This is a genomic window from Thermogemmatispora sp. (genome assembly GCF_042408735.1).
Lineage (GTDB): Bacteria > Chloroflexota > Ktedonobacteria > Ktedonobacterales > Ktedonobacteraceae > Thermogemmatispora.
Genome location: NZ_JBHOQV010000014.1, coordinates 42227 through 60901 on the forward strand (window position 1 = coordinate 42227; position 18675 = coordinate 60901).

The following is an 18675-nucleotide window of genomic DNA, read 5'->3' on the forward strand; positions in this document are numbered from 1 at the left end:
AGGGCGTTGCGGTCCCGGCCCATGCCCCGCCCCGCTACGATGTCGTAACGCTTGATCCACGACAGGAGATGCGCACATGCAAGGCTTGATGATGAACTACCCGCTAACGTTGCAACACGCCTTCAATCGGGCCACTCGCCTGTTCTATCGCAAGGAGGTCGTGACGCAGACGGAGGATGGGCTCCATCGCTATACCTATGCCGATTGGGGCAAGCGCACCATGCAGGTGGCGAACGCCCTCAAGGAAGCGGGTGTTGCTCAGGGCGACCGTGTGGCGACCTTTGCCTGGAATACCTATCGCCATCTGGAGCTGTATTTTGCCATTCCGTGCTATGGGGCGGTCCTGCACACGCTCAATATCCGCCTTTTCCCCGAGCAGTTGGTCTACATTATCAACGACGCAGAGGATCGCGTGATCTTTGTCGATGGCGACCTGGTGCCGGCCCTGGAGCAGATTGCAGATCGCCTGCCGAGCGTCAAGCTCTATGTGGTGATGGGGAAGCCGCCCTATCAGCCTCAGAAGCTGCATCCCGTGGTTGACTACGAGGACTTCATCGCCACGCAGCCGGCGAGCTATGCCTGGCCCGAGCTAGACGAGAATACGGCGGCTGCCATGTGCTATACCTCCGGTACAACGGGCAATCCCAAAGGTGTGGTCTATAGCCATCGCTCCATCTTCCTGCACTCGATGGGGGTTGGTCTGGCCGACGGCCCCGGTCTTTGTGAGCAAGATCGTGTTCTGCCGGTCGTGCCGATGTTCCACGCCAATGCCTGGGGCTTTCCGCATGCGGGTGTCATGATGGGATCAAGCATTGTGATGCCGGGACGCTTCCTTGATCCCCTGCGCATCGCTCAGCTAATGGAGAAGGAGCGTGTGACGCTGGCCGCCGGAGTGCCTACGATCTGGATCGGCCTGCTCAATGTTCTAGAGAAAGAGCAATTTGATTTCTCCGCCTTGCGGGCCATTATCAGTGGCGGCTCGGCGGTTCCCCAGTCTCTGATCGAGGGGCTGGCACGCAAGAACATCACCATTATTCACGCCTGGGGGATGACGGAGACTTCGCCGCTGGCCTCCGTGGCACGCCTGCGCAGCTATCAGCAGAGCCTGCCTGCCGAAGAGCAGTTCCGCATTCGCGCCAAGCAGGGCACGGTTGTGCCTGGCGTGGACTTCCGCGTGGTCAACATCGAAAGCGGCGAAGAAGTGCCCTGGGATGGCCAGACCTTTGGGGAGCTGCAGGTTCGCGGCCCGTGGGTGGCGCGAGCTTACTATAAGGATGCGGCTTCCGGCGAGAAGTTCGTCGATGGCTGGCTGCGCACGGGCGACGTGGCTGTCGTCGATGCCGATGGCATGATCCAGCTCGTTGACCGCACCAAGGACCTGGTGAAGTCCGGTGGAGAATGGATTTCTTCGGTCGAGCTGGAGAATCTGATTATGGGGCATCCCAAGGTCTTAGAGGCCTGTGTCGTGGGTGTACCTCATCCAAAGTGGTCCGAGCGCCCGATCGCCTGTGTTGTACCTAAACCTGAGTTTGCCGGCCAGGTAAGCGCCGAGGAGATCCTCGAGTTTCTGCGCCCAAAGGTCGCCAAGTGGTGGCTGCCGGATGAGGTGGTCTTCGTAGAGGCTATTCCCAAGACCAGCGTGGGCAAGTTCGATAAGAAAGTCTTGCGGGCGCAGTACGAGTCACGCCTGGCGGGCCAGGCGTAGCAGATAAGTGGCCGACTGCGAGGCTGCTTACTGGCTACATCTAACTAAAATAAATAGACCCAGGCTCCGGCCCTAAAGCGTGGCTCCAAAGAGCTTACAGAGCAGCTGTGTTGTGAAGACCAGCACCAGTTCCCGCGGCACTCTACCGCTGCGGGAACGCTTTTTTAGCCTCTCGACGGTCTCGGCGGTGAAGATGCCTGTCTGCGCGAGAGCCGCTGGCGCCAGGGTCTCGGCTAGGAGGTCCTGCCCGATGCTGCTCAGCGGCATCTCTCTCTCCCTGACTGTTTCTGCAGCCAGCGAGCGCACCGGGGCGCTGAGGAGAGCCGTCGCCGGCCAGCTTGCTCGCTCCGCGGATTGGGAGTAGTCGGCGAGCAAGGTCGCCAGCGAGAGCGGATCGGGTGGCTGCCCCGGGCTGGCGCTTCTGGTCGGCTGCTCGCTGCCTGGTGGCAGGACCGCTAGCGTTTCCAGCAGCTCCGGCAGGACAAAGGGGGCTACCAGTGTCAGGCGATCAAAAGCGGCTAGCTGCTGGGCACTCTGCAGGAGCAGGTCGGGCAGGCGCAAATGCAGGTCGAGATAGCGCCAGCGCTGCCAGGACTGGGGGAGTTGGAGGGCTTTGTGGACCAGGCGCCGGGCGTGACGGGTCTCTTCCCATCTGGGGCCTTCGGCCAGTCGACGGGCGACCTCCGGCGTCCATAGCTGGACCTCTTCAGACGGCTGCGAGCGCGAGCTGGGGGCTGGGCCTTGCAGGAGCGTGCTGTAGGCAAGTAGCAGCTCGGCGTGCTCCCGATCTGGTAGTGGGGGAGGAGGTGCCAGCAGAGGGCGTGCTCCCAGACCAATCAGGGCCAGGCGGGCGCCGCTTTCGCTGCCTGCCGTGTGCAGTACCTGGTGTAAGGCCAGCGGAAAGCTCTGCGAGCAAGGAGCTTCCAGGGCGCTCAGCGTTGCCAGCCAGTATTCTGGAGCATCGACGCCGCGAACCGCCAGAAAATCTGCCTCGAGGCGCTCCGCCAGCGCTTCCGCCGGCGCGTAGGCCCGACGCTGCCCCGGAAAACCCAGGGTGGCGATCTGCAAGAAGTGGGGACTCTCCCGGAGGGACTGAGCACAATGGGCTAACAGCTCCGCGCAGAGGGCTGCCGCTCCTGTGCCGGCGGTCAGCACCAGCAGGGGAGCGGTTGGCAAAGACAACAGACGCTCGCACTGCGCACGAAGCGCCGCGTCCAGCTCGCTCAGGGGGGGAGCGTCTGGACCCGGACCTGGCTCTGCCTGCCGGCCCTCCCCGGTTGCTCCGATAATCTCCAGGCGATAGTCATGAAGCTCGCTGACGAGCGTGCGCCCCTGCTGCCAGCGCAGAAGAGAGCCAGCAGGAACCACCTCAATGCCGGTAAAGGCTGTCCAGGGCGCCGGCAGAAAGCCATAACGCCGTATCACCTCCAGAGCCGGTGGAAAGAGGCGGCAGGGCAGGCCCGCCGCCAGAAGTGCCTTGATCTCGCTCGCGAAGAGCAGGTCTCCCTCCTCCGGCCAGTCGCGCGCATAATAGAGGGGATGCCAGCCTACAAGCGGACGGCGATATACAAAGGTCTGCTGGCCGGGCAGCCAGTCCAAAAGTGCTGTCTTCTGCTGAGCGGTCAGCCCGGCGAACGGCTGGGCGAAGGTGACCAGACCTGCGCCAGGCTGCAGCACTAGCGCTCGCTCGCCACCATGCTGCTCCAAGACTGCGGCCATGCGCAGCAGCCGCTCCTCGATCACCCTCTCAGGAACAGGTTGCTTGCTGAGCCAGCCAGCCAGTATGGCCATCGTCAAGCGCTCCTGCTAGTGGCTGCCACTCCTCGCGAGCGGTTCCGGTCCTGGTTTGTCTCGTTCCGCTTGATGTTCATGGCAGCTTTCTCAACTGATCATATCACAGGAGGCTCTTCCTTCCTCGGTGGGGGGAGAAAAATGGGGGAGGCGAGGGGACGATCTGAGGAGGAGAGAGCCAGGTCGCGGAGCGAAGATAGCCACAGTTCTGGGCTGAGTTGTCAACGGCCCCTGGCTTGAGTCAGGGGCCTGCCCATAGCCTCGTCGGCCCGGGCTTCGGGGCTGGTTGACGGCAGCCCACTGCCCCCTAGGAGGGTACAGCCAGCGCTTGGGCTGGGGTGACCTGCTTCCCCTCTCGCGAGGTGAGGTGAAGCTGTTGCTGACCGCTGGTCAGTGCCGTTGGCCTCACAAGGACCAGGATCCCACCAGAGAGACGGCGGTGTCAACCCCATACGGAGCCTCAGGAGGGAGCCGCCTTCCTCCCTGGATGAAGCCAGGGGTCCCCGGCGGCACATCGTTATGGAGTCACCTGCCCTGGCCTCCGTCGGAGGCTGTCGCCGTCCGCGGAGGCGCTGGTGTAGAAAAAAGGCGGCAGCCTGTCCCTTCTTCAGAATACGCCTTGTCCGACCGGCGCGAGCTATGCTATACTTCCTTCTAGCCAGACTGTTGGCCAGATCATACTCACTGCCAGGAAAATGGCGCGCAGTGCAGCGCTGCGCGTCAGCCGTCCAGAGAGGTGGCTGCCTGGCGATGCTGAGGAGCCTGTATCGATGCCCATGCTCGTGTTCATGCTCTTTGTGGTCGCCTTGACCGTCTCGCTGTGCGGCCTCTACCTGTCCGCCCGTCCCTTCCTGGCAGGAAAACGGCAACGTCCGGCCGTTGTGGCGCGTCCGCTGCGTGCTCCGGGCACTCCCCGCTTACGGGCTCGCCAGGGCCAGATGGCAACCGTGGCTCAACCGCGAAGACGTAGCGCGGGCGCTCTCTCGCTCTCGGTGGCTCCTGAGCGCGTCTATGGGGCAGGTCCCCTCCCCTGGCGAGAGATTCCCTGGAAGGTCATTCTCGTCGGCCTGATTTCGCTGCTGATCGTCATCTTTCTTGGCTCGCAGCTCTTGCTCTCCCGCGGCGTGGGATTTGTGCTTCCCTATCTGTGGACCGCTGAGCCGGCGGCCACCGTGACCGCTAACTCACCCGCCTCCACTGCTCACTACGATGCCTCCAGTCACCTGATGCGCATTAATCAGCTTGACCCTGCCCAGTATGATTCGCAGGCTCAGTATCAGACCTGGGCCTATTCCGCTTGCTCCGCCGCAGCTATGACGGTGGTCATCAACGCCTATGGCCATCGCTATCGCATCGCCGATATCCTGAAAGTAGAGTCTGCCCTTCACGAGATCACACCCGACCAGGGTTTGCTGGAAGAAGTGGGCATCGCGCGTACCGCCGCTCGCTTTCACTTCACCACGCTCTGGGGGCACAACCTTTCGCTCGACCAGATGCTGGCCATTGCCAATAGCGGACGCCCGGTGATTGTCAGCTTCCCGCCGGACCGTTTCCCCGGTGGTCATCTGCTGGTGGTGCGCGGCGGCAATGCCAGTACGGTCTTTCTGGTCGATTCCTCGCGCCTTAACTACACCGCGATGGCCCGCTCGCGCTTCCTCCAGCTCTGGGGCGGCTTCTACGCCGTGCTGACGCCACAAGCTTCCTGAACATCCCGTCGCGTCAGGCTCCCCCCACTCTCTCAGGGCTTTCCCTGGCTGGCTGTTGTTCGCCGTCCTCAAGAATGGTCTCTAGTGCGTTGCTTGTTGCTGCTGGGCTTCTGAGGCGGGCTGCTGACCCCCTTTCTCCTTACCAGGGATATAGAGCTTGATGCGGCGAAAACCCTCCGCATACTGCATCTGCAGACCTTTCTTCTGCTGAGCTTCACGAGCCGTCTCGGCGGCCCAGCGCTTCACTCCCTCTAACAGGTTGGCCTGGGGACCAAACTGGCTGACGTGGCATTGCAGGCCCCGGGCCTTCAGCTCGATCGTCTCGCTGATGTCAATATAGGTGTTATCGTGCTCGCTGTTGAAGAGGTACAGCTCATGGACCTGGTAGGGAAGGAAGCCTTCGACCAGTAGCTCGCGGTAAGCATGAGGATTGACGGCTGCTGGAAAGATGGCATCGAGCACGATGTTGCCCGTGGCGCGGTGATCAGGATGGTTGAGATAGGCCGTCTCGTCCGGCTCCTCATCGGGGTCGGGCGCAAAAATGTGCTGCGTCGGGTCGTGAGTGATCACGATGCGCGGTCGATACTTGCGAATCAGGCGCACCACGGCCTTGCGCGTCTCTTCGTTATTCACCAGATGACCGTCCCGGAAGCGCAAGAACTCTACCGCCTGCACTCCCAGCACCTCGCAGGCCAGTCGCTGCTCCTGCTCACGGATCACCATCAGCTCGCTGTCTATCATGCCAGGCACTTCAGTGCCCTCAGTGCCGTCAGTCATAATGACCCAGACGACCTTCTTCCCCTGGCGAGCCCAGAGGGCGCTGGTCCCCGCCGCGGCAAAATCGGCGTCGTCGGGATGGGCCCCGATGACCATCGCCTCGTAGTCAGGAACCTTCAGAACCTCAATTGCTCCTGGTGCATTCCTATCTGCCATAGCACAAAACCTCTGCTAGTATACTCATGGAGTTTGCCTAGTATAGGCCCGGGGGCGGCCTCTCGTCAAGTCTCAGCGGGAGAAGTGGAGCGCTTTTCCTGGGCATGGCGAGAGGGGAAGGGGCGGGCCAGCAGCGCCTCCTCAAAAGCCGTGATCACCTCGGCGACCGCGAAGCTGCGACCTGCCAGGGTCTCCAGTCCTACGGCCCGCTGCGGCAGCTCGCTACGCAGCACTGCCTGCTCCGTGTCGGTCAGCCCCAAAACCAGGGCGAGCGGCTCAACTTCCCAGCGCAGCAGCAGCCCGCACTGCAGCAGACTCCCTGTGCGGCGGCGGATCATCGTCAGCCCCACTACCTTGCGCTGGTCGAACGCCACCACCTCGTAAGGGGAGAGCGATCCATAGCAGGCGCGGCGTAGCAGGGCCTCGCGCTGAGCGGTTGCCGGCTCTTTGAGGAGGGCCTGCTGCGCGCGGGCCTCCGTCGGCAACACGAGGCGGGTGGTGATCCCTAAGCGGGCCAGGGCCGCCACCCAGGTTTCTCCGAGCCAACGATAGGACTCCACCACATCTGGCAAAATAAAGGGATGCCCTGGGGGCAGAAAGACGTCCAGCGCCAGCAGATGGGGGCCGACCAGCACCGCAGTGCCGCCTGCCTGACGCTGGTAGAGGGGTAGCGCCAGGCGCTGCAGGGCCTCGCGGTTCAATTGGGCGACCTTCTGAGAGAGACCCAGTACTAGACCTGGACGATCGGCCTGCGACCAATAGAGCGTCGGTGGCTGAGGCGGCTGGCTGCCATCCAACAGCTGCTGCCCGTAGTTCAGGTGGAGCTGCTGGTCGGCGACGGTCAGCGGGAGCAGGCGCCAGGGGAGAGCGGCAGGGCTAAGGGCCATAGAAGTGGTACGACTCCCTCGCATCTTTTTCGATGGCTGCGCGCCTGAACCCAGCCGGCCCGGGCCGATGCTCCTGCCTGGCAGATGTCAGGCAGCCGGGAGAAGCGCGCCTCCCATCTTTCTAGCTACTATATAGTGAAACTCATCCCGCTGGCAAAGATCTTCCCAGACTGCCAGGAGGGCACAGGCCGGCGATAAAGTGGGCCTGCCTGGTGGGAAGCCCCGACGAATATAAGCGGGCACTCACTCAAGAGGTTGTTTGTGAGCGCGGCAGCCGTAAGACTACTGTCAGAGGACCGAGTGTTGGGCCTGGCACCGGTATGAGTGTGCGGCTCAGTGCCCCTATCCTGTACATGGCCAGTGCCGCAGGCTCTGACTGCAGAATAAGCTCCTGTGCCTTCCCAGGGGCCGGGTAGCAGAGCAGAGTCAGGCGCTCCCGCCACCACCAGAGCTGGTTCGAGATCTCGTAATCAGCAACCTGAGAAAGGTAATGATAGCCCTCGTTATCGGTGATCCGCTCAAAGCCTTCCCACCACGCTAGAGGAGAGACAGGGGAAAGTTCCGGCTCTGAAGGAGACCGGTTCTCCTCTAAGGGGCGAAGCGGCTGTTGCCTGCGATGCCAGGCATCCTGCGCATAAATACGGGCCGTCAGATGAATAGCAAAACCGTTCTCGAACAGGTCGACTCTGCTGATCTGTCCTGAAAGCTGCTTCAGTCGAAAATGCCGCTTCGGCGAGAATGAAAGAAGCGTTCTCGGTTGCTCCTGGCGAAAGATCTGGAGCGGGGAGACCTGATCGAGGCAGTAGGCCAACGCCTCCTGCGCGCATAACCGGCTCCGCTCCCTTTGGAGCCACTCTAGAGGATTAAGAGCTTCAGGGAGGCGTAAAAGATCTGCCAGCAACGATTGCCGATCGGGTTCTCTGACTGAGCGCTCGGGGGCCACTTCAGGCGCTAGATGACATTGAGCTTGCAATCTGGCAAACGATTCCAGGAGGGCTGGCCCTTTTGCGCGCTCCAGAGAAGCGGTTTGTGGTACAAGAGCAAATTCGTGCTCGGGAATAAGGGGAAGCTCTCCAAAGAGAGCCATCTGTTCAGCGCGTACCTCGCCTACCACCCGCTCTGCGTCTTCCCCGAATAACCCGTAGGGCGGTAATTGCCGGGCAGTGTGGTGTAACTCGATTGCCAGATCGAGTGTCAGGCTCAGTGTCAGAAGGGCGGCATCAGAGGCGCCTTCCTGTTGCAGCCAGGACAAAGGGTCGTGCTCATCCGAGAGCCGGAGCAAGGCCTCAAACAAGCTTTGTGCCAGAGGACTTTCCAGGTGCAGCAGGGCGGTCCCTGGACGAAGATGGCGCATAGCGCGTAATTGTTCCCTTTGCTGGCGCTCCCTGACAGAAACTTCCTCGGGTTGCCGGAGTGCAGGCATAGGCTGTCCCTCCTTCTCCTGATCCCTGCCAGCGTCTCCGCTCGTCACCGTTGAAAGGAGCTGTTGCCGCTCGTCTCTGGCAACCTGCCTGCAGGCAAGCGAGGATATCCCCGATGGTCTCTACAAGGCCGTAGACAGAGCCGGTGGCCAACTTGAACCCGCTGCGGTGAGCCGCCGCGCCCGGTCTGGGCGGGATTGTTCTTCCTGCGAAGACCTGGATGGGAAGCGTTCGCTAGAGGACCGACGCTTGAAGAGAACTCTCTGTGTTCACTCGAGGCCAGAAGCCTCCTTCCATCTCTCATCGAAGACAAACCCTGTCCTTCTCACTGGGTATTCGACGCGGGACCTTCACCTCCATGGGAAGTATAGCTGCTAGATTGATCGCTTGCAACCTGTTAACCCTGGCCCATCATCTCCGGATCTCAGGTAGAATAGGAGGTAAAGGGGGCATGAAGGAAGAAGATACTCCTGTGCAGGCTGATCAAGACTGCGCGGCAAGCCCTCTGCCACTTCGACAGCGAACCAGAGCCGCGACCCAGGTTTCTCAGGGAGAGCGCCGCTGGCTAAGCCCGGAGAGAGGAGAGGCGGGCCGGTCGGCCCTGTGGTCCACCCGTCATTCCGGAGGGGCGACCGACCTGACCGGCCACGGCCTGAGCATAAGCCCATACCCGCCGAGGTCGACGTGGCAAAGAGCTTTAGAAGTGGAGAGACTCTTTTAAATCCCGCTCGGCGGGGCCTCGCAAGAACCAGCCAGCCAGAGCGGCGAGCAGGCTAGGAATGGCCCCAGCCAGAACAGCCACAGGAGCGCCGAAAAGGGCGGCCAGAGCGCCGGTATAGAGATTGCCAAGTGGCGAGCTACCGGCGAAGACCATCATATAGACGCTCATCACCCGCCCGCGCAGGTGGTCCGGCGTCACGGCCTGTAACGTTGTATTGGCCAGAGCAGAGAAAGCGATCTGCGTAAAGCCAGTCAAAGCGATCAGAATCAGAGAAGGCAGATACCAGGGTGAGAGCGCAAAAGCTGCCTCCAGGATACTGAAAGCGATCCCGCTCATAAGGAGGCTGCGAAGGGTGGGCCGCCGATTGGCCCAAGCCAGCCACAGCGCGGAAAGCAGCGAGCCGATCCCGAAGGCCGAAGAAATGAAGCCGAAGCCTGCCGGTCCAGCATGGAGCACATCGGTAGCAAAGAGCGGCAGTGAAACATTGAAATTAATGCCGAAGAGAGAGACCAGGCCCACCACTACAATCACCAGCAAGACAGACGGCGTATGGGCCACATAGGCCAATCCCTCCCGCAGGCTCTGCAGAGGGCCGGGTCGCCCTTGCCCGTCCAGCGGCAGGCGAGCCTGCGCGTAGAGATAGCGAGAGTCGATCATTGCAATGCCCATGATCACCGGCAAGAAGCTGATGGCGTTCAGCAGGAAAAGGGGAGCCACTCCCAGGCGAGCGATCAGCAGGCCGCCAAGACCAGGGCCTAGCACACGCGCCATATTAAACAGCGATGAGTTCAAGGCCACCGCGTTAGGCAGATCCTCGCGCCCCACCATCTCCACTACGAAGGCCTGGCGGGTCGGCATATCGAGCGCGTTCGTAATCCCCAACAGCAGCGCCAACACCAGCACATGCCAGATCTGAACCGTGCCGCTGGCTACCAGGACCCACATCAGAAAAGCCTGCACGGCGGCTGACGATTGCGTCAGCACCAGAATCCGCTTTTTAGGCAGCCGATCTGCAATAATGCCTCCGAAGAGAGCGAAAAAGAGCACAGGCAGAAACTGAAGGGCCCCAACCACTCCTAGCAGCCAGGCATCGTGAGCCAACTCCAGCACCAGCCAGGCTTGAGCCGTTGTCTGCATCCAGGTCCCGATCAAGGAAATAAGCTGACCGAGCCAGAAAAGACGGAAATTACGATGGCGCAGAGCGCGGAAAGCTCGAAAGACACTTTTTTGTGATGATATTGGTTGAGGAACAGCAGTGGTCTTAGCTGTAGAGACCTCTTCTGCCACAGCAGACGGCGCTAAGGTCGCCTCTGCCTCCGAAGAAACACGCATCTTGCTAACACATCCCTTCTTTGAAGAAAATCAACTCAGCAGAGAACGGCGTTCAAAGAAAGATAGACAGGGGAGGTGGAGAGCAGAAAGGCTATCCTGCTGAGAGAAGCGGGCCAGAGGACACGGTGCTCCAGGCCCGCCAGCCCGAAGGAAGGCTGCAGGGCGGAGAGCCGCCAGCACGAGACAAGGCCAGCACCCATCAGGCGAGACCTGCTACGAAAGGAGAAGATGTGGATCGGAACCCCGATCGCTGGCATAGACCACGCCGGGCAGCGTGCCCTTGCCCAGGTCTCCGATCCACATCTCCTTCGGGAAGGAAACACTATGCCGGGGACCTCATGTGCCCCTGCACCTGCAAGCATCCGTCAGGTGGCCGTGCCCCTGACCTGCCTACGCTCAGGGATAGGTCTGCCCCCTGAAACAGGCTAAATTAATTAATGAATAGTAATATTCCTATATAATAAAAGTTAGAGCAAAACGGGAGCCAGGAGCGTCTCGTCTACTGCTCGGGGGCTGGCAGTTGCTGAAGCAGCTCGGCGCGGCGTTGAGCGTGGCGTGCCAGTCTGGCCTGCAGGCTGGCGCGCAGCTGTTCCAGCCCAGCAATCTTCTGCTCGATCAGCTGCAACTGGCGCTGAATCAAGGCATCGCAGCGTTCAAGCTGGGCGAGACGCGCCTCGACATCGCTCTCCTGGCGGAGGGCCTCGCGGAGCTGCTCGCGCTCATCGTCGGCCTCCAGGAAGGCGCGGATCTCGGCCAGCGAGAAGCCCAGCAGGTCGCGCAGCTCCTTGATGCGCTCCACGCGCTCCACATCGCCCTCGCTATAGAGGCGGTAATTCCCGTCGCTGCGCCCGGTCGGACGCAGCAAGCCCAGCTCCTCGTAGTAGCGCAGCGTACGTTTTGTCAGGCCGGTGCGCGAAGCCACCTGCTCAATCGTAAGAAGAGGAGAGAAGCGTCGTCTGCCCGCGCCAGGTTCAGCAATCTGCTGTCCTGAACATTCCACATCTGCCATAGCCATCGCTGACGCGACCTCCCAGCGAGCGAATAGAACGAGACAACGGGCGGCTGCCATCGGGCAGCGGTGCCGCCTGGCCCATGCCAGCAACCTTCGTCGGGCGAACCAGCTCACCTCACCTGTCGACTCCATCTGAGCCGGATACCCACTGCTATTCTAGCACAGGCTTACCGTTTACGTCAAGGTTAAGGGAAGTGCCGGCTGCCGAAGAAGGGAGAGGTCTCAGGCGGGCGGTCCCAGTGGAGCCGCGAGGCGAGCGCAGCCGGGGCTGGAGCTCGGGCTTAAGGAAAGGGAGACCAGCAAACGCGGAGTCTTGTGAAGAGCAGCTAGAGAGAGCAGTGACTCTGTGTTACAATCAGGGCAATGACCTTAACCGTGTGGACAAAGGAACGCAACAGTATGCAAGATACACTCGAACCACTGATTGAGAAAGCCCTGCGTGGCCAGCCCCGGCTGCTCGAGTTCTATCTGCGAGAGCAGAGTCGCCTGCCGGGGCCACGAGCCAACCTGTCGCTGGCCTATGATCTGGCGCACCTACTCGCTCTCCGTCTTCGTACTGACCCTCAGGCTGTCGAAAAACTCCTGACCTATCTGCTGAGCACGGAACGCGAAGACATCCAGAGCAACACCCCTGCCGAATTCACGGTCCTCTGCGGCCTCATTGCCCTGGGTGTCTGTGCGGCGGCCTGGCCGGACTGGCGAAGGTGGGCCTTAGCTGTCCTGGAAGAGCAGGCCCTCTCCCCTTGCTGGCGTATCCGTGAAGGGGTGGTTCTGGCTTATCAACAGCTCCTGCCGGTTGCTGGGGCCGAGACCCTGGCCCAGCTCACTCGTCTGGCCAGCGAGGGCGGCCTCCTTCAGCAGCGGGCCGCTGTCGCCGCTCTGGCCGAGCCAACGCTGCTGATGGAGAGGGAGCTTCTGACGGCAGCCCTCAGCATTCAGCGTCAGGTTCTGGAGCGCTTGCGCCGGCTGGCCCCAGCAGAGCGTCGTCAGGCGGCCTTTCGCGCTCTCCGCCAGACCCTGGGCTACAGCCTCAGCGTTGTAACCGCCGCTGCCCCAGACGAGGGCTTCGCGCTCATGCGGGCCTGTGCCGCCTGGAATGACAAAGATATCGCCTGGATTCTGCGCGAGAATCTCAAGAAGAAGCGCCTCGCCAGGTTCGGCGCCCAGATGGCGCTCCTGGAACGGCTGCTCAAGTCCTAGAGAGCCGGCCTCTCGACCGTCTCTGCTCCAGACAGACCTGGGTCGCTCCCCTCCTCGCTGCTCCTTTGATTTTTGGGCAAATCACTTGACAAAAATTGTCAAAAAAGATATGCTATGGGTAGAGCCCGGGAGTGGGGAGCACGCGACCGCGGACGTGACCCGAGCGAAGCGGTGGTAGGATGGTGGTGGAGAGGGGAGAGGGGACCGGAGGCGGCGCGTGGAAGCAGAGAGAGCGCAGCGTGGCACAGCGGGCCAGGTCAGAGGTCGTTGAGGAAGGAGGCTTGGCATGAAGCGACGATCCAGGCCAACTGCGAGAGTCCCAGGTGAGCCGAGGGACACGATCCACAAATACACTATTGGGGTCGTCTCGGAGCTACTGGGGCTACCTCCGCACATGTTGCGACGCTATGGAGGAGAGCTAGAAAAAGCGGGCCTCCTGGAGCCGGCGCGTCAAAGCGGCAAGAATCGCCTCTACTCCGATAGTGATCTGGCTATCCTGGAAGAGGTGGCCGAGTTATATGAGCAAGGAGTGAACGCGGTCGGCATTCGCTATATCATGCAGATCCGCAAGCATGTCCGCGTTCTTCAGCAGGAGATACAGGAGGCGCGAGAAGCGCAGATGCGTGCTGAGAATGCATTGCGCGAGATGCGTCGGCTTTTCGAAGTGCTGGGGCTGGGCGAGATCGGAGAGAGTGCTGGAGTACGCATCGAGGTACGCCGGGCGCTCAGCGAGCAGGCTGGCGAGAGCGAGCAGCGCGGCGTACAGGAGGCAGTGGACGATCAGCCCGATGCGGCAGGGCGATCCTCGCCGTCGCAGCCCCTTACTCGCATCAGGCTATCGCAAGCCGGCCAGCGCCCTGCTGAGGCTGATCCCGCCAGCGAACGCTAGCCTCTGGGTCGAGGCGGGATCAGCGGCAAGGGGCAAAGGGAGGCAAGGGGCGAGGGGCTGGCGGCCTGCCAGTGCGCACGCTGTGTCGGCCCGGCTCGAACGGCGCTCGTCCCAGCGAGCTGGGGGATGAGGAGGGAGCAAGCCCAAGGGGCTGGCTGGGGCGCAGGCAGCCGGTAGCCTCGGCAGGGATATTCAGGCACTAAAAAAGAGGTGGCGGGACAGGAGCAGAGAAGACTGGTATTTTCCTGGTCTCCTGCTAAGGAAAGGCCCGTCAGCTCAGTGAGCATTTGACGGACTATGATAGAGTTAAAAGTTACAGGTCAGACAATGCGCGAGGCGACCGGTCGGTGGCAGCCGGGAGGTGCCGGGGCGCCGCCGGCCTCGTCTCCGCGCTAGAGGAGGCAGGAAATGTGGCATCAAGGGCAGGAGCGACAGCAGGAAGCCAGGCCGCAGCAGACGGTGGAGGATGATAAAGCGCAGCTGGTCAGTCGCCTGGAGCGCGAGCTAGCTGCGGAACAGCGGCGCTCCGAAGAGTACCTGGATATGCTGCGTCGCTCACAGGCCGATTTTATCAACTACCGGCGCCGTGTGGGGCAAGAGCAGGAAGAGGCTAGCCTCAGTGCCCAGATCGCTCTTCTGCGGCGCCTGCTGCCCGTGCTCGATGATCTGGGGCGTGCACTGAGTGCTACCCCCCCGGAGCTGGTTCACCAGCCCTGGGTTCAAGGGCTGCACCTGGTGGCCCGCCGCCTCGCCAGTACGCTGGCCGAGTTGGGCATCCGTCAGATCGGGCGCCAGGGCGAGCAGTTCGATCCGCGCTTGCACGAGGCCGTGGCCCTCGATACTCAGGCCAGCGCCGCCGAAGGCACTGTCCTGCAAATCGTGCGCCCCGGCTATATGCTCGGCGAGCGTATCGTCCGTCCGGCTCAGGTGGTCGTGGCCGGCTCGCCGTCCACTCCTTCCTCTCCACCTGCTCCCTGACGGCCTGACTATATCTGACGGTTTAGGTAAATTGACTTGACAGTTTTTGTGATATGTGATACAAGTACTGACAGAGACCTGCCCTGCTCTGGCTGACGATGGCTACGACAGTGTTAGGATGACGAGAGAGAGCGAGCGAGACAAGACGACGGCAGAGTTCAAAGAACGAAGTGAAGTGAAAGCATGAGTAGTGTGAGGGGAGGGTGCTCTCAAGCACGAATGTGCTTTGTGAGGAGCGCTTTCTCCTCCGCGAAGGAGGGATTGTAGCGATGGCTAAAGTGATCGGCATTGATCTTGGGACAACCAACTCGGTGGTGGCGGTGATGGAGGCCGGCGAGCCGGTAGTTCTGGAGAATAGTGAAGGCTCGCGCCTGACTCCTTCGGTGGTGGCGATGACCAAGACCGGTGAGCGACTGGTGGGGCAGCTTGCCAAGCGCCAGGCGATCACTAACCCTGAGAACACGATTTATTCTGTCAAGCGCTTGATGGGGCGCCGCTACGATGATCCCGAAGTCCAGCGGACGATGAAGCTGGTGCCCTATAAGATTACGAAGGCGCCCAACGGCGATGCGCGGGTCGTCATGGGGGGGCGCGAGTACAGCCCACCTGAGATCTCGGCCATGATTCTGCAGAAGCTGAAGCTGGATGCCGAGGCGAAGCTGGGCGAGAAGATTACGCAGGCTGTGATTACGGTGCCGGCCTACTTCAACGACTCGCAGCGCCAGGCGACCAAGGATGCCGGTAAGATCGCTGGCCTGGAGGTCCTGCGCATCATCAATGAGCCGACGGCGGCCTCGCTGGCCTACGGTCTGGACAAGAAAAAGGATGAGATCATCGCGGTCTACGACCTGGGTGGTGGTACCTTCGATATCTCGATCCTGCAACTGGGCGACGGGGTCTTCGAGGTGAAGGCCACCAATGGCGATACCCATCTGGGGGGCGACGACTTCGATCAGCGCATCATCGACTGGCTGGCCGATGAGTTTCGCAAGGAGCACGGCATCGATCTGCGGCAGGATCGCATGGCGCTCCAGCGCCTCAAGGAGGCCGCCGAGCGTGCCAAGATTGAGCTGTCTAGCTCGTTGCAGACGGAGATCAATCTGCCCTTCATCAGTGCCGATGCCAGTGGCCCGAAGCACCTGATGATGACCCTCTCGCGCGCCAAGTTGGAGCAGTTGGTCAGCGATCTGATCGAGCGCACACGTGGGCCAGTCATGCAGGCCCTGGCCGATGCTGGCATTCGTCCCAATGACGTCGACGAGGTGGTCCTGGTCGGCGGTCAGACGCGCATGCCGGCGGTCATCGAGATGGTGCGCCGCCTCTTCGGTAAGGAGCCGCATAAGGGGGTCAATCCCGATGAGGTGGTGGCGATTGGGGCCGCGATCCAGGCCGGCGTGCTCAAGGGCGAGGTGCGTGACGTCCTCTTGCTGGATGTGACGCCGCTCTCGCTGGGCGTTGAGACCCTGGGCGGCGTGATGACGAAGCTCATCGAGCGCAATACAACCATTCCCACGCGCAAGACGGAGCTGTTCAGCACTGCTGAGGATAATCAGACGGCGGTCGAGATCCACGTGCTGCAGGGCGAGCGCGAGCTGGCCCGTGACAACAAGAGCCTGGGCCGCTTCCGCCTGGAGGGAATCCCGCCTGCTCCCCGTGGCGTGCCTCAGATCGAGGTGACCTTCGACATCGATGCCAACGGGATCCTGAATGTCTCGGCGCGCGATAAGGCTACCGGGCGCGAGCAGAAGATTACGATCACGGCTTCTAGCGGCCTCAGCAAGGAAGAGGTGGAGCGCATGGTGCGTGAGGCCCAGCAGTATGCTGAGGAGGACCGGCGCCGCCGTGAGGAGATCGAGCTGCGCAACCGCGCCGATAGCGTGGCCTATCAGGCTGAGCGCACCTTGCGCGATATGGGCGATAAGGTCTCGGCCAGCCTGCGCAGCGAGGTGGAGGGCAAGATCGCCGAGGTTCGCGAGGCCCTCAAGGGCAGCGATGTCGCTCGGGTGCGCAGCTCGCTGGATGAACTTGAGCGCTCGCTGTCGCGCATTGGCCAGGAGATCTACAGTCAGGCCGGAGCCGGTGCTGGCTCAGGCGCGGGTAGTGGCTCCTCCTCTGGCTCGAACCCTTCGGATGGCGGCGATTCCGGCCCCATCGAGGGTGAGTATCGCGAGGTCTGAGTCACTTCGCTTGCATACAGGACATCCAGGCCGCTCCAGCACCCCAGGCCAGGCTAGCTCAGGCTCCAGGTCAGGCGGCTTGGCCCGCGCTGCTGACGCCGGCTAGCATGGCTTCCAGCCTTGGTAACAGCCGCCAGCCCACTCGCCAGCGGCTGGTGACGATAGCGAGGCGTGAGAGCGCGCGCTGAATGGACGCTCTCCGCCCCGCTCTCGGCTGGTTGGTGATGGGCTGGCCGGCTGGGCAACTGACCGACTGGCCGGCTGCTACTGGGCTGGTCAGAGAGCGAGCTATCCCCTCTCGGCTGTAGGCCGAGGCTGGCTGTCGCCTTCTGCTCCCGCTGCCATCTGGCCCGAGAGTATGCCATGCCAGGTTGCTGATAGGCTGGCTTGCCTTCACGTTCGCCCGCCAAGGCTTCTTCCCTGCGCGCCATTCCGGCCTCCCCGGCGAGGGAGGAGGGCATGTCTCTGCTAAGCGGGGATGAGCGTTTGTCTCTACTGTTGCTCTGTTGGTGGTCGCTCCCATTTCGTGGTAGGGTGCCTGTCAGACTCATGGAGGGCTGGGTCGGTGGGTGGTGAGTGGTGAGTCACTTGACTGGCTTCTCGCTCGATTGATTGGCTGGCTAAACGGCCTGTTGGACTGTAGCTCAGATTTTCCTGGGGGGAGGCACCTATGGCTGTTGATTATAAAGATTATTACAAGATCCTGGGCGTTGATCGCAACGCCGATGATAAGACCATTCGGCAGGCTTACCGCAAGCTGGCGCGCCAGTATCATCCCGACGTCAATCCAGGAGATAAGGCGGCGGAAGAACGCTTCAAGGAGATTAATGAGGCTTACGAAGTCCTGTCCGATCCTGAGAAGCGCAAGAAATACGATGAGTTGAGCAGCTATTATCAGCGCTACGGGCGCTGGCCGGGTGCCTCTGGCTCTGGCGGATATCGCTATCAGACGATCACCGAGGAGGATCTGGAGGACCTGCTCGGTGGCGCTTCGCCCTTCTCTGATTTCTTCGAGATGTTCTTCGGCAGCCCCTTTGGCGGGCGCGCACGGACAGGCCGCACCGTCGGACGCCAGGCGCCCTTTGGGCGGGATGTGGAGTCAGTGCTCGAGGTCTCGTTGGCCGAGGCCTACGATGGGGCCACACGCACCATTGAGTTGGAAGATATCGATGGGAGCCGCCGCCGCCTGGAAGTCAAAATCCCCGCTGGCGTGGAGGATGGGGCGCGCATCCGTATCCCCGGCCAGGGACTGCAAGGCCCTGCCGGGCGCGGCGATCTCTATCTGCGCGTTCACGTGCGACCCGATCCCCGCTTTATACGGGAGGGGACGACCTTGCGCACGCGGATCGATGTCCCGCTGGTGACGGCTATGCTGGGGGGAGAGGTGGAGGTGCCTACTCCATCAGGTCGCCGCTTGCTGCTGAAGGTCCCGCCCGAAACTCCCAATGGCAAGTCTTTCCGCCTGCGTGGCCAGGGCATGCCGGTGCTGGGCCAGCCGGATCAGCGTGGCGATCTCTACGCTGAGGTGAATGTGGTCCTGCCGACTCATCTGACCTCAGAGCAGCGCCGCCTCTTTGAGGCTTTTGCTCGCTCACTGCAGTGAGTGATCCCTGCCCGGGTCTTGCCTGGAAGGCCGATCTGCTCGCTCTGGCAGGTGGACGGAGCCGCCAACGAGAGAGAAGGAGCAATGGTTGAGCTAGCTCGGGCGACCTCGTCACCTGGCCTCTTTCGGCTTTGGCTGGCTCGCTCTCCGCTGGCTGGTGGAGATAGTGGGTAGCTCCCTGCTCTGGCCTGGCAGGGACCAATACGTGCAAGGTAAGTCATGCAGGATGCAGCAGAATAATATAAAAGCAGGTGGGTAAGCTCTCGCTCAGTGAAGCGATGGCGAGAGCCTACCCACTTTGTTTCTCTCCTCTCCTTTGC

At 61.8% G+C, this 18675-nt stretch carries 13 protein-coding genes; 7 read left to right on the top strand and 6 right to left on the bottom strand.

The genetic code is table 11. From position 1 onward, the window contains the following. The first annotated feature begins 76 nt into the window (after nucleotides 1-76). The gene (locus tag ACFMO7_RS01025; RefSeq protein WP_376793681.1) at nucleotides 77-1705 is read left to right on the top strand and encodes a long-chain fatty acid--CoA ligase; all 1629 of its coding nucleotides are present in this window, start codon (nucleotides 77-79) and stop codon (nucleotides 1703-1705) included. 72 nt (nucleotides 1706-1777) lie between these two features. Here the strand turns inward: ACFMO7_RS01025 and ACFMO7_RS01030 are convergent, their stop codons facing one another. Continuing rightward, nucleotides 1778-3496, bottom strand: coding sequence for a hypothetical protein (locus ACFMO7_RS01030; protein WP_376793682.1), 1719 nt, complete (start codon nucleotides 3494-3496; stop codon nucleotides 1778-1780). Between the two features lie 770 nt (nucleotides 3497-4266). Between ACFMO7_RS01030 and ACFMO7_RS01035 the strand changes: the two genes are divergently transcribed. Then, nucleotides 4267-5202, top strand: a complete 936-nt coding sequence (locus ACFMO7_RS01035) for a hypothetical protein (protein ID WP_376793683.1) — start codon at nucleotides 4267-4269, stop codon at nucleotides 5200-5202. Nucleotides 5203-5283: 81 nt separating this feature from the next. On the opposite strand, the gene ACFMO7_RS01040 is transcribed toward ACFMO7_RS01035, so the two are convergent. From ACFMO7_RS01040 to ACFMO7_RS01060, 5 genes are all read right to left on the bottom strand, one after another. Beyond that, a complete protein-coding gene (locus ACFMO7_RS01040; RefSeq protein WP_376793684.1) occupies nucleotides 5284-6135 on the bottom strand; it encodes a PIG-L deacetylase family protein in 852 nt (283 codons plus the stop codon). 65 nt (nucleotides 6136-6200) lie between these two features. Continuing rightward, on the bottom strand, nucleotides 6201-7022 hold the full coding sequence (locus ACFMO7_RS01045) for a ligase (RefSeq protein ID WP_376793685.1): 822 nt from the start codon (nucleotides 7020-7022) through the stop codon (nucleotides 6201-6203). A gap of 247 nt (nucleotides 7023-7269) precedes the next feature. Then, the gene (locus ACFMO7_RS01050) at nucleotides 7270-8445 is read right to left on the bottom strand and encodes a hypothetical protein (RefSeq protein WP_376793686.1); all 1176 of its coding nucleotides are present in this window, start codon (nucleotides 8443-8445) and stop codon (nucleotides 7270-7272) included. 695 nt (nucleotides 8446-9140) lie between these two features. Beyond that, nucleotides 9141-10496, bottom strand: a complete 1356-nt coding sequence (locus ACFMO7_RS01055; RefSeq protein WP_376793687.1) for an MFS transporter — start codon at nucleotides 10494-10496, stop codon at nucleotides 9141-9143. A 499-nt stretch (nucleotides 10497-10995) separates the two neighbouring features. Continuing rightward, on the bottom strand, nucleotides 10996-11511 hold the full coding sequence (locus ACFMO7_RS01060) for a MerR family transcriptional regulator (RefSeq protein ID WP_376793688.1): 516 nt from the start codon (nucleotides 11509-11511) through the stop codon (nucleotides 10996-10998). Nucleotides 11512-11907: 396 nt separating this feature from the next. Between ACFMO7_RS01060 and ACFMO7_RS01065 the strand changes: the two genes are divergently transcribed. From ACFMO7_RS01065 to ACFMO7_RS01085, 5 genes are all read left to right on the top strand, one after another. Continuing rightward, nucleotides 11908-12708 (top strand): hypothetical protein, encoded by an 801-nt coding sequence (locus ACFMO7_RS01065; protein WP_376793689.1) that lies wholly within the window; start codon nucleotides 11908-11910, stop codon nucleotides 12706-12708. 286 nt (nucleotides 12709-12994) lie between these two features. Then, nucleotides 12995-13597: a MerR family transcriptional regulator gene (locus ACFMO7_RS01070; protein ID WP_376793690.1), complete on the top strand. Its 603-nt coding sequence runs from the start codon at nucleotides 12995-12997 to the stop codon at nucleotides 13595-13597. Nucleotides 13598-14005: 408 nt separating this feature from the next. After that, on the top strand, nucleotides 14006-14575 hold the full coding sequence (locus tag ACFMO7_RS01075) for a nucleotide exchange factor GrpE (RefSeq protein WP_376793691.1): 570 nt from the start codon (nucleotides 14006-14008) through the stop codon (nucleotides 14573-14575). A 269-nt stretch (nucleotides 14576-14844) separates the two neighbouring features. Further along, on the top strand, nucleotides 14845-16752 hold the full coding sequence (gene dnaK, locus ACFMO7_RS01080; RefSeq protein WP_376793692.1) for a molecular chaperone DnaK: 1908 nt from the start codon (nucleotides 14845-14847) through the stop codon (nucleotides 16750-16752). A gap of 670 nt (nucleotides 16753-17422) precedes the next feature. After that, nucleotides 17423-18355: a DnaJ C-terminal domain-containing protein gene (locus tag ACFMO7_RS01085; RefSeq protein WP_376793693.1), complete on the top strand. Its 933-nt coding sequence runs from the start codon at nucleotides 17423-17425 to the stop codon at nucleotides 18353-18355. Nucleotides 18356-18675: the final 320 nt, after the last annotated feature.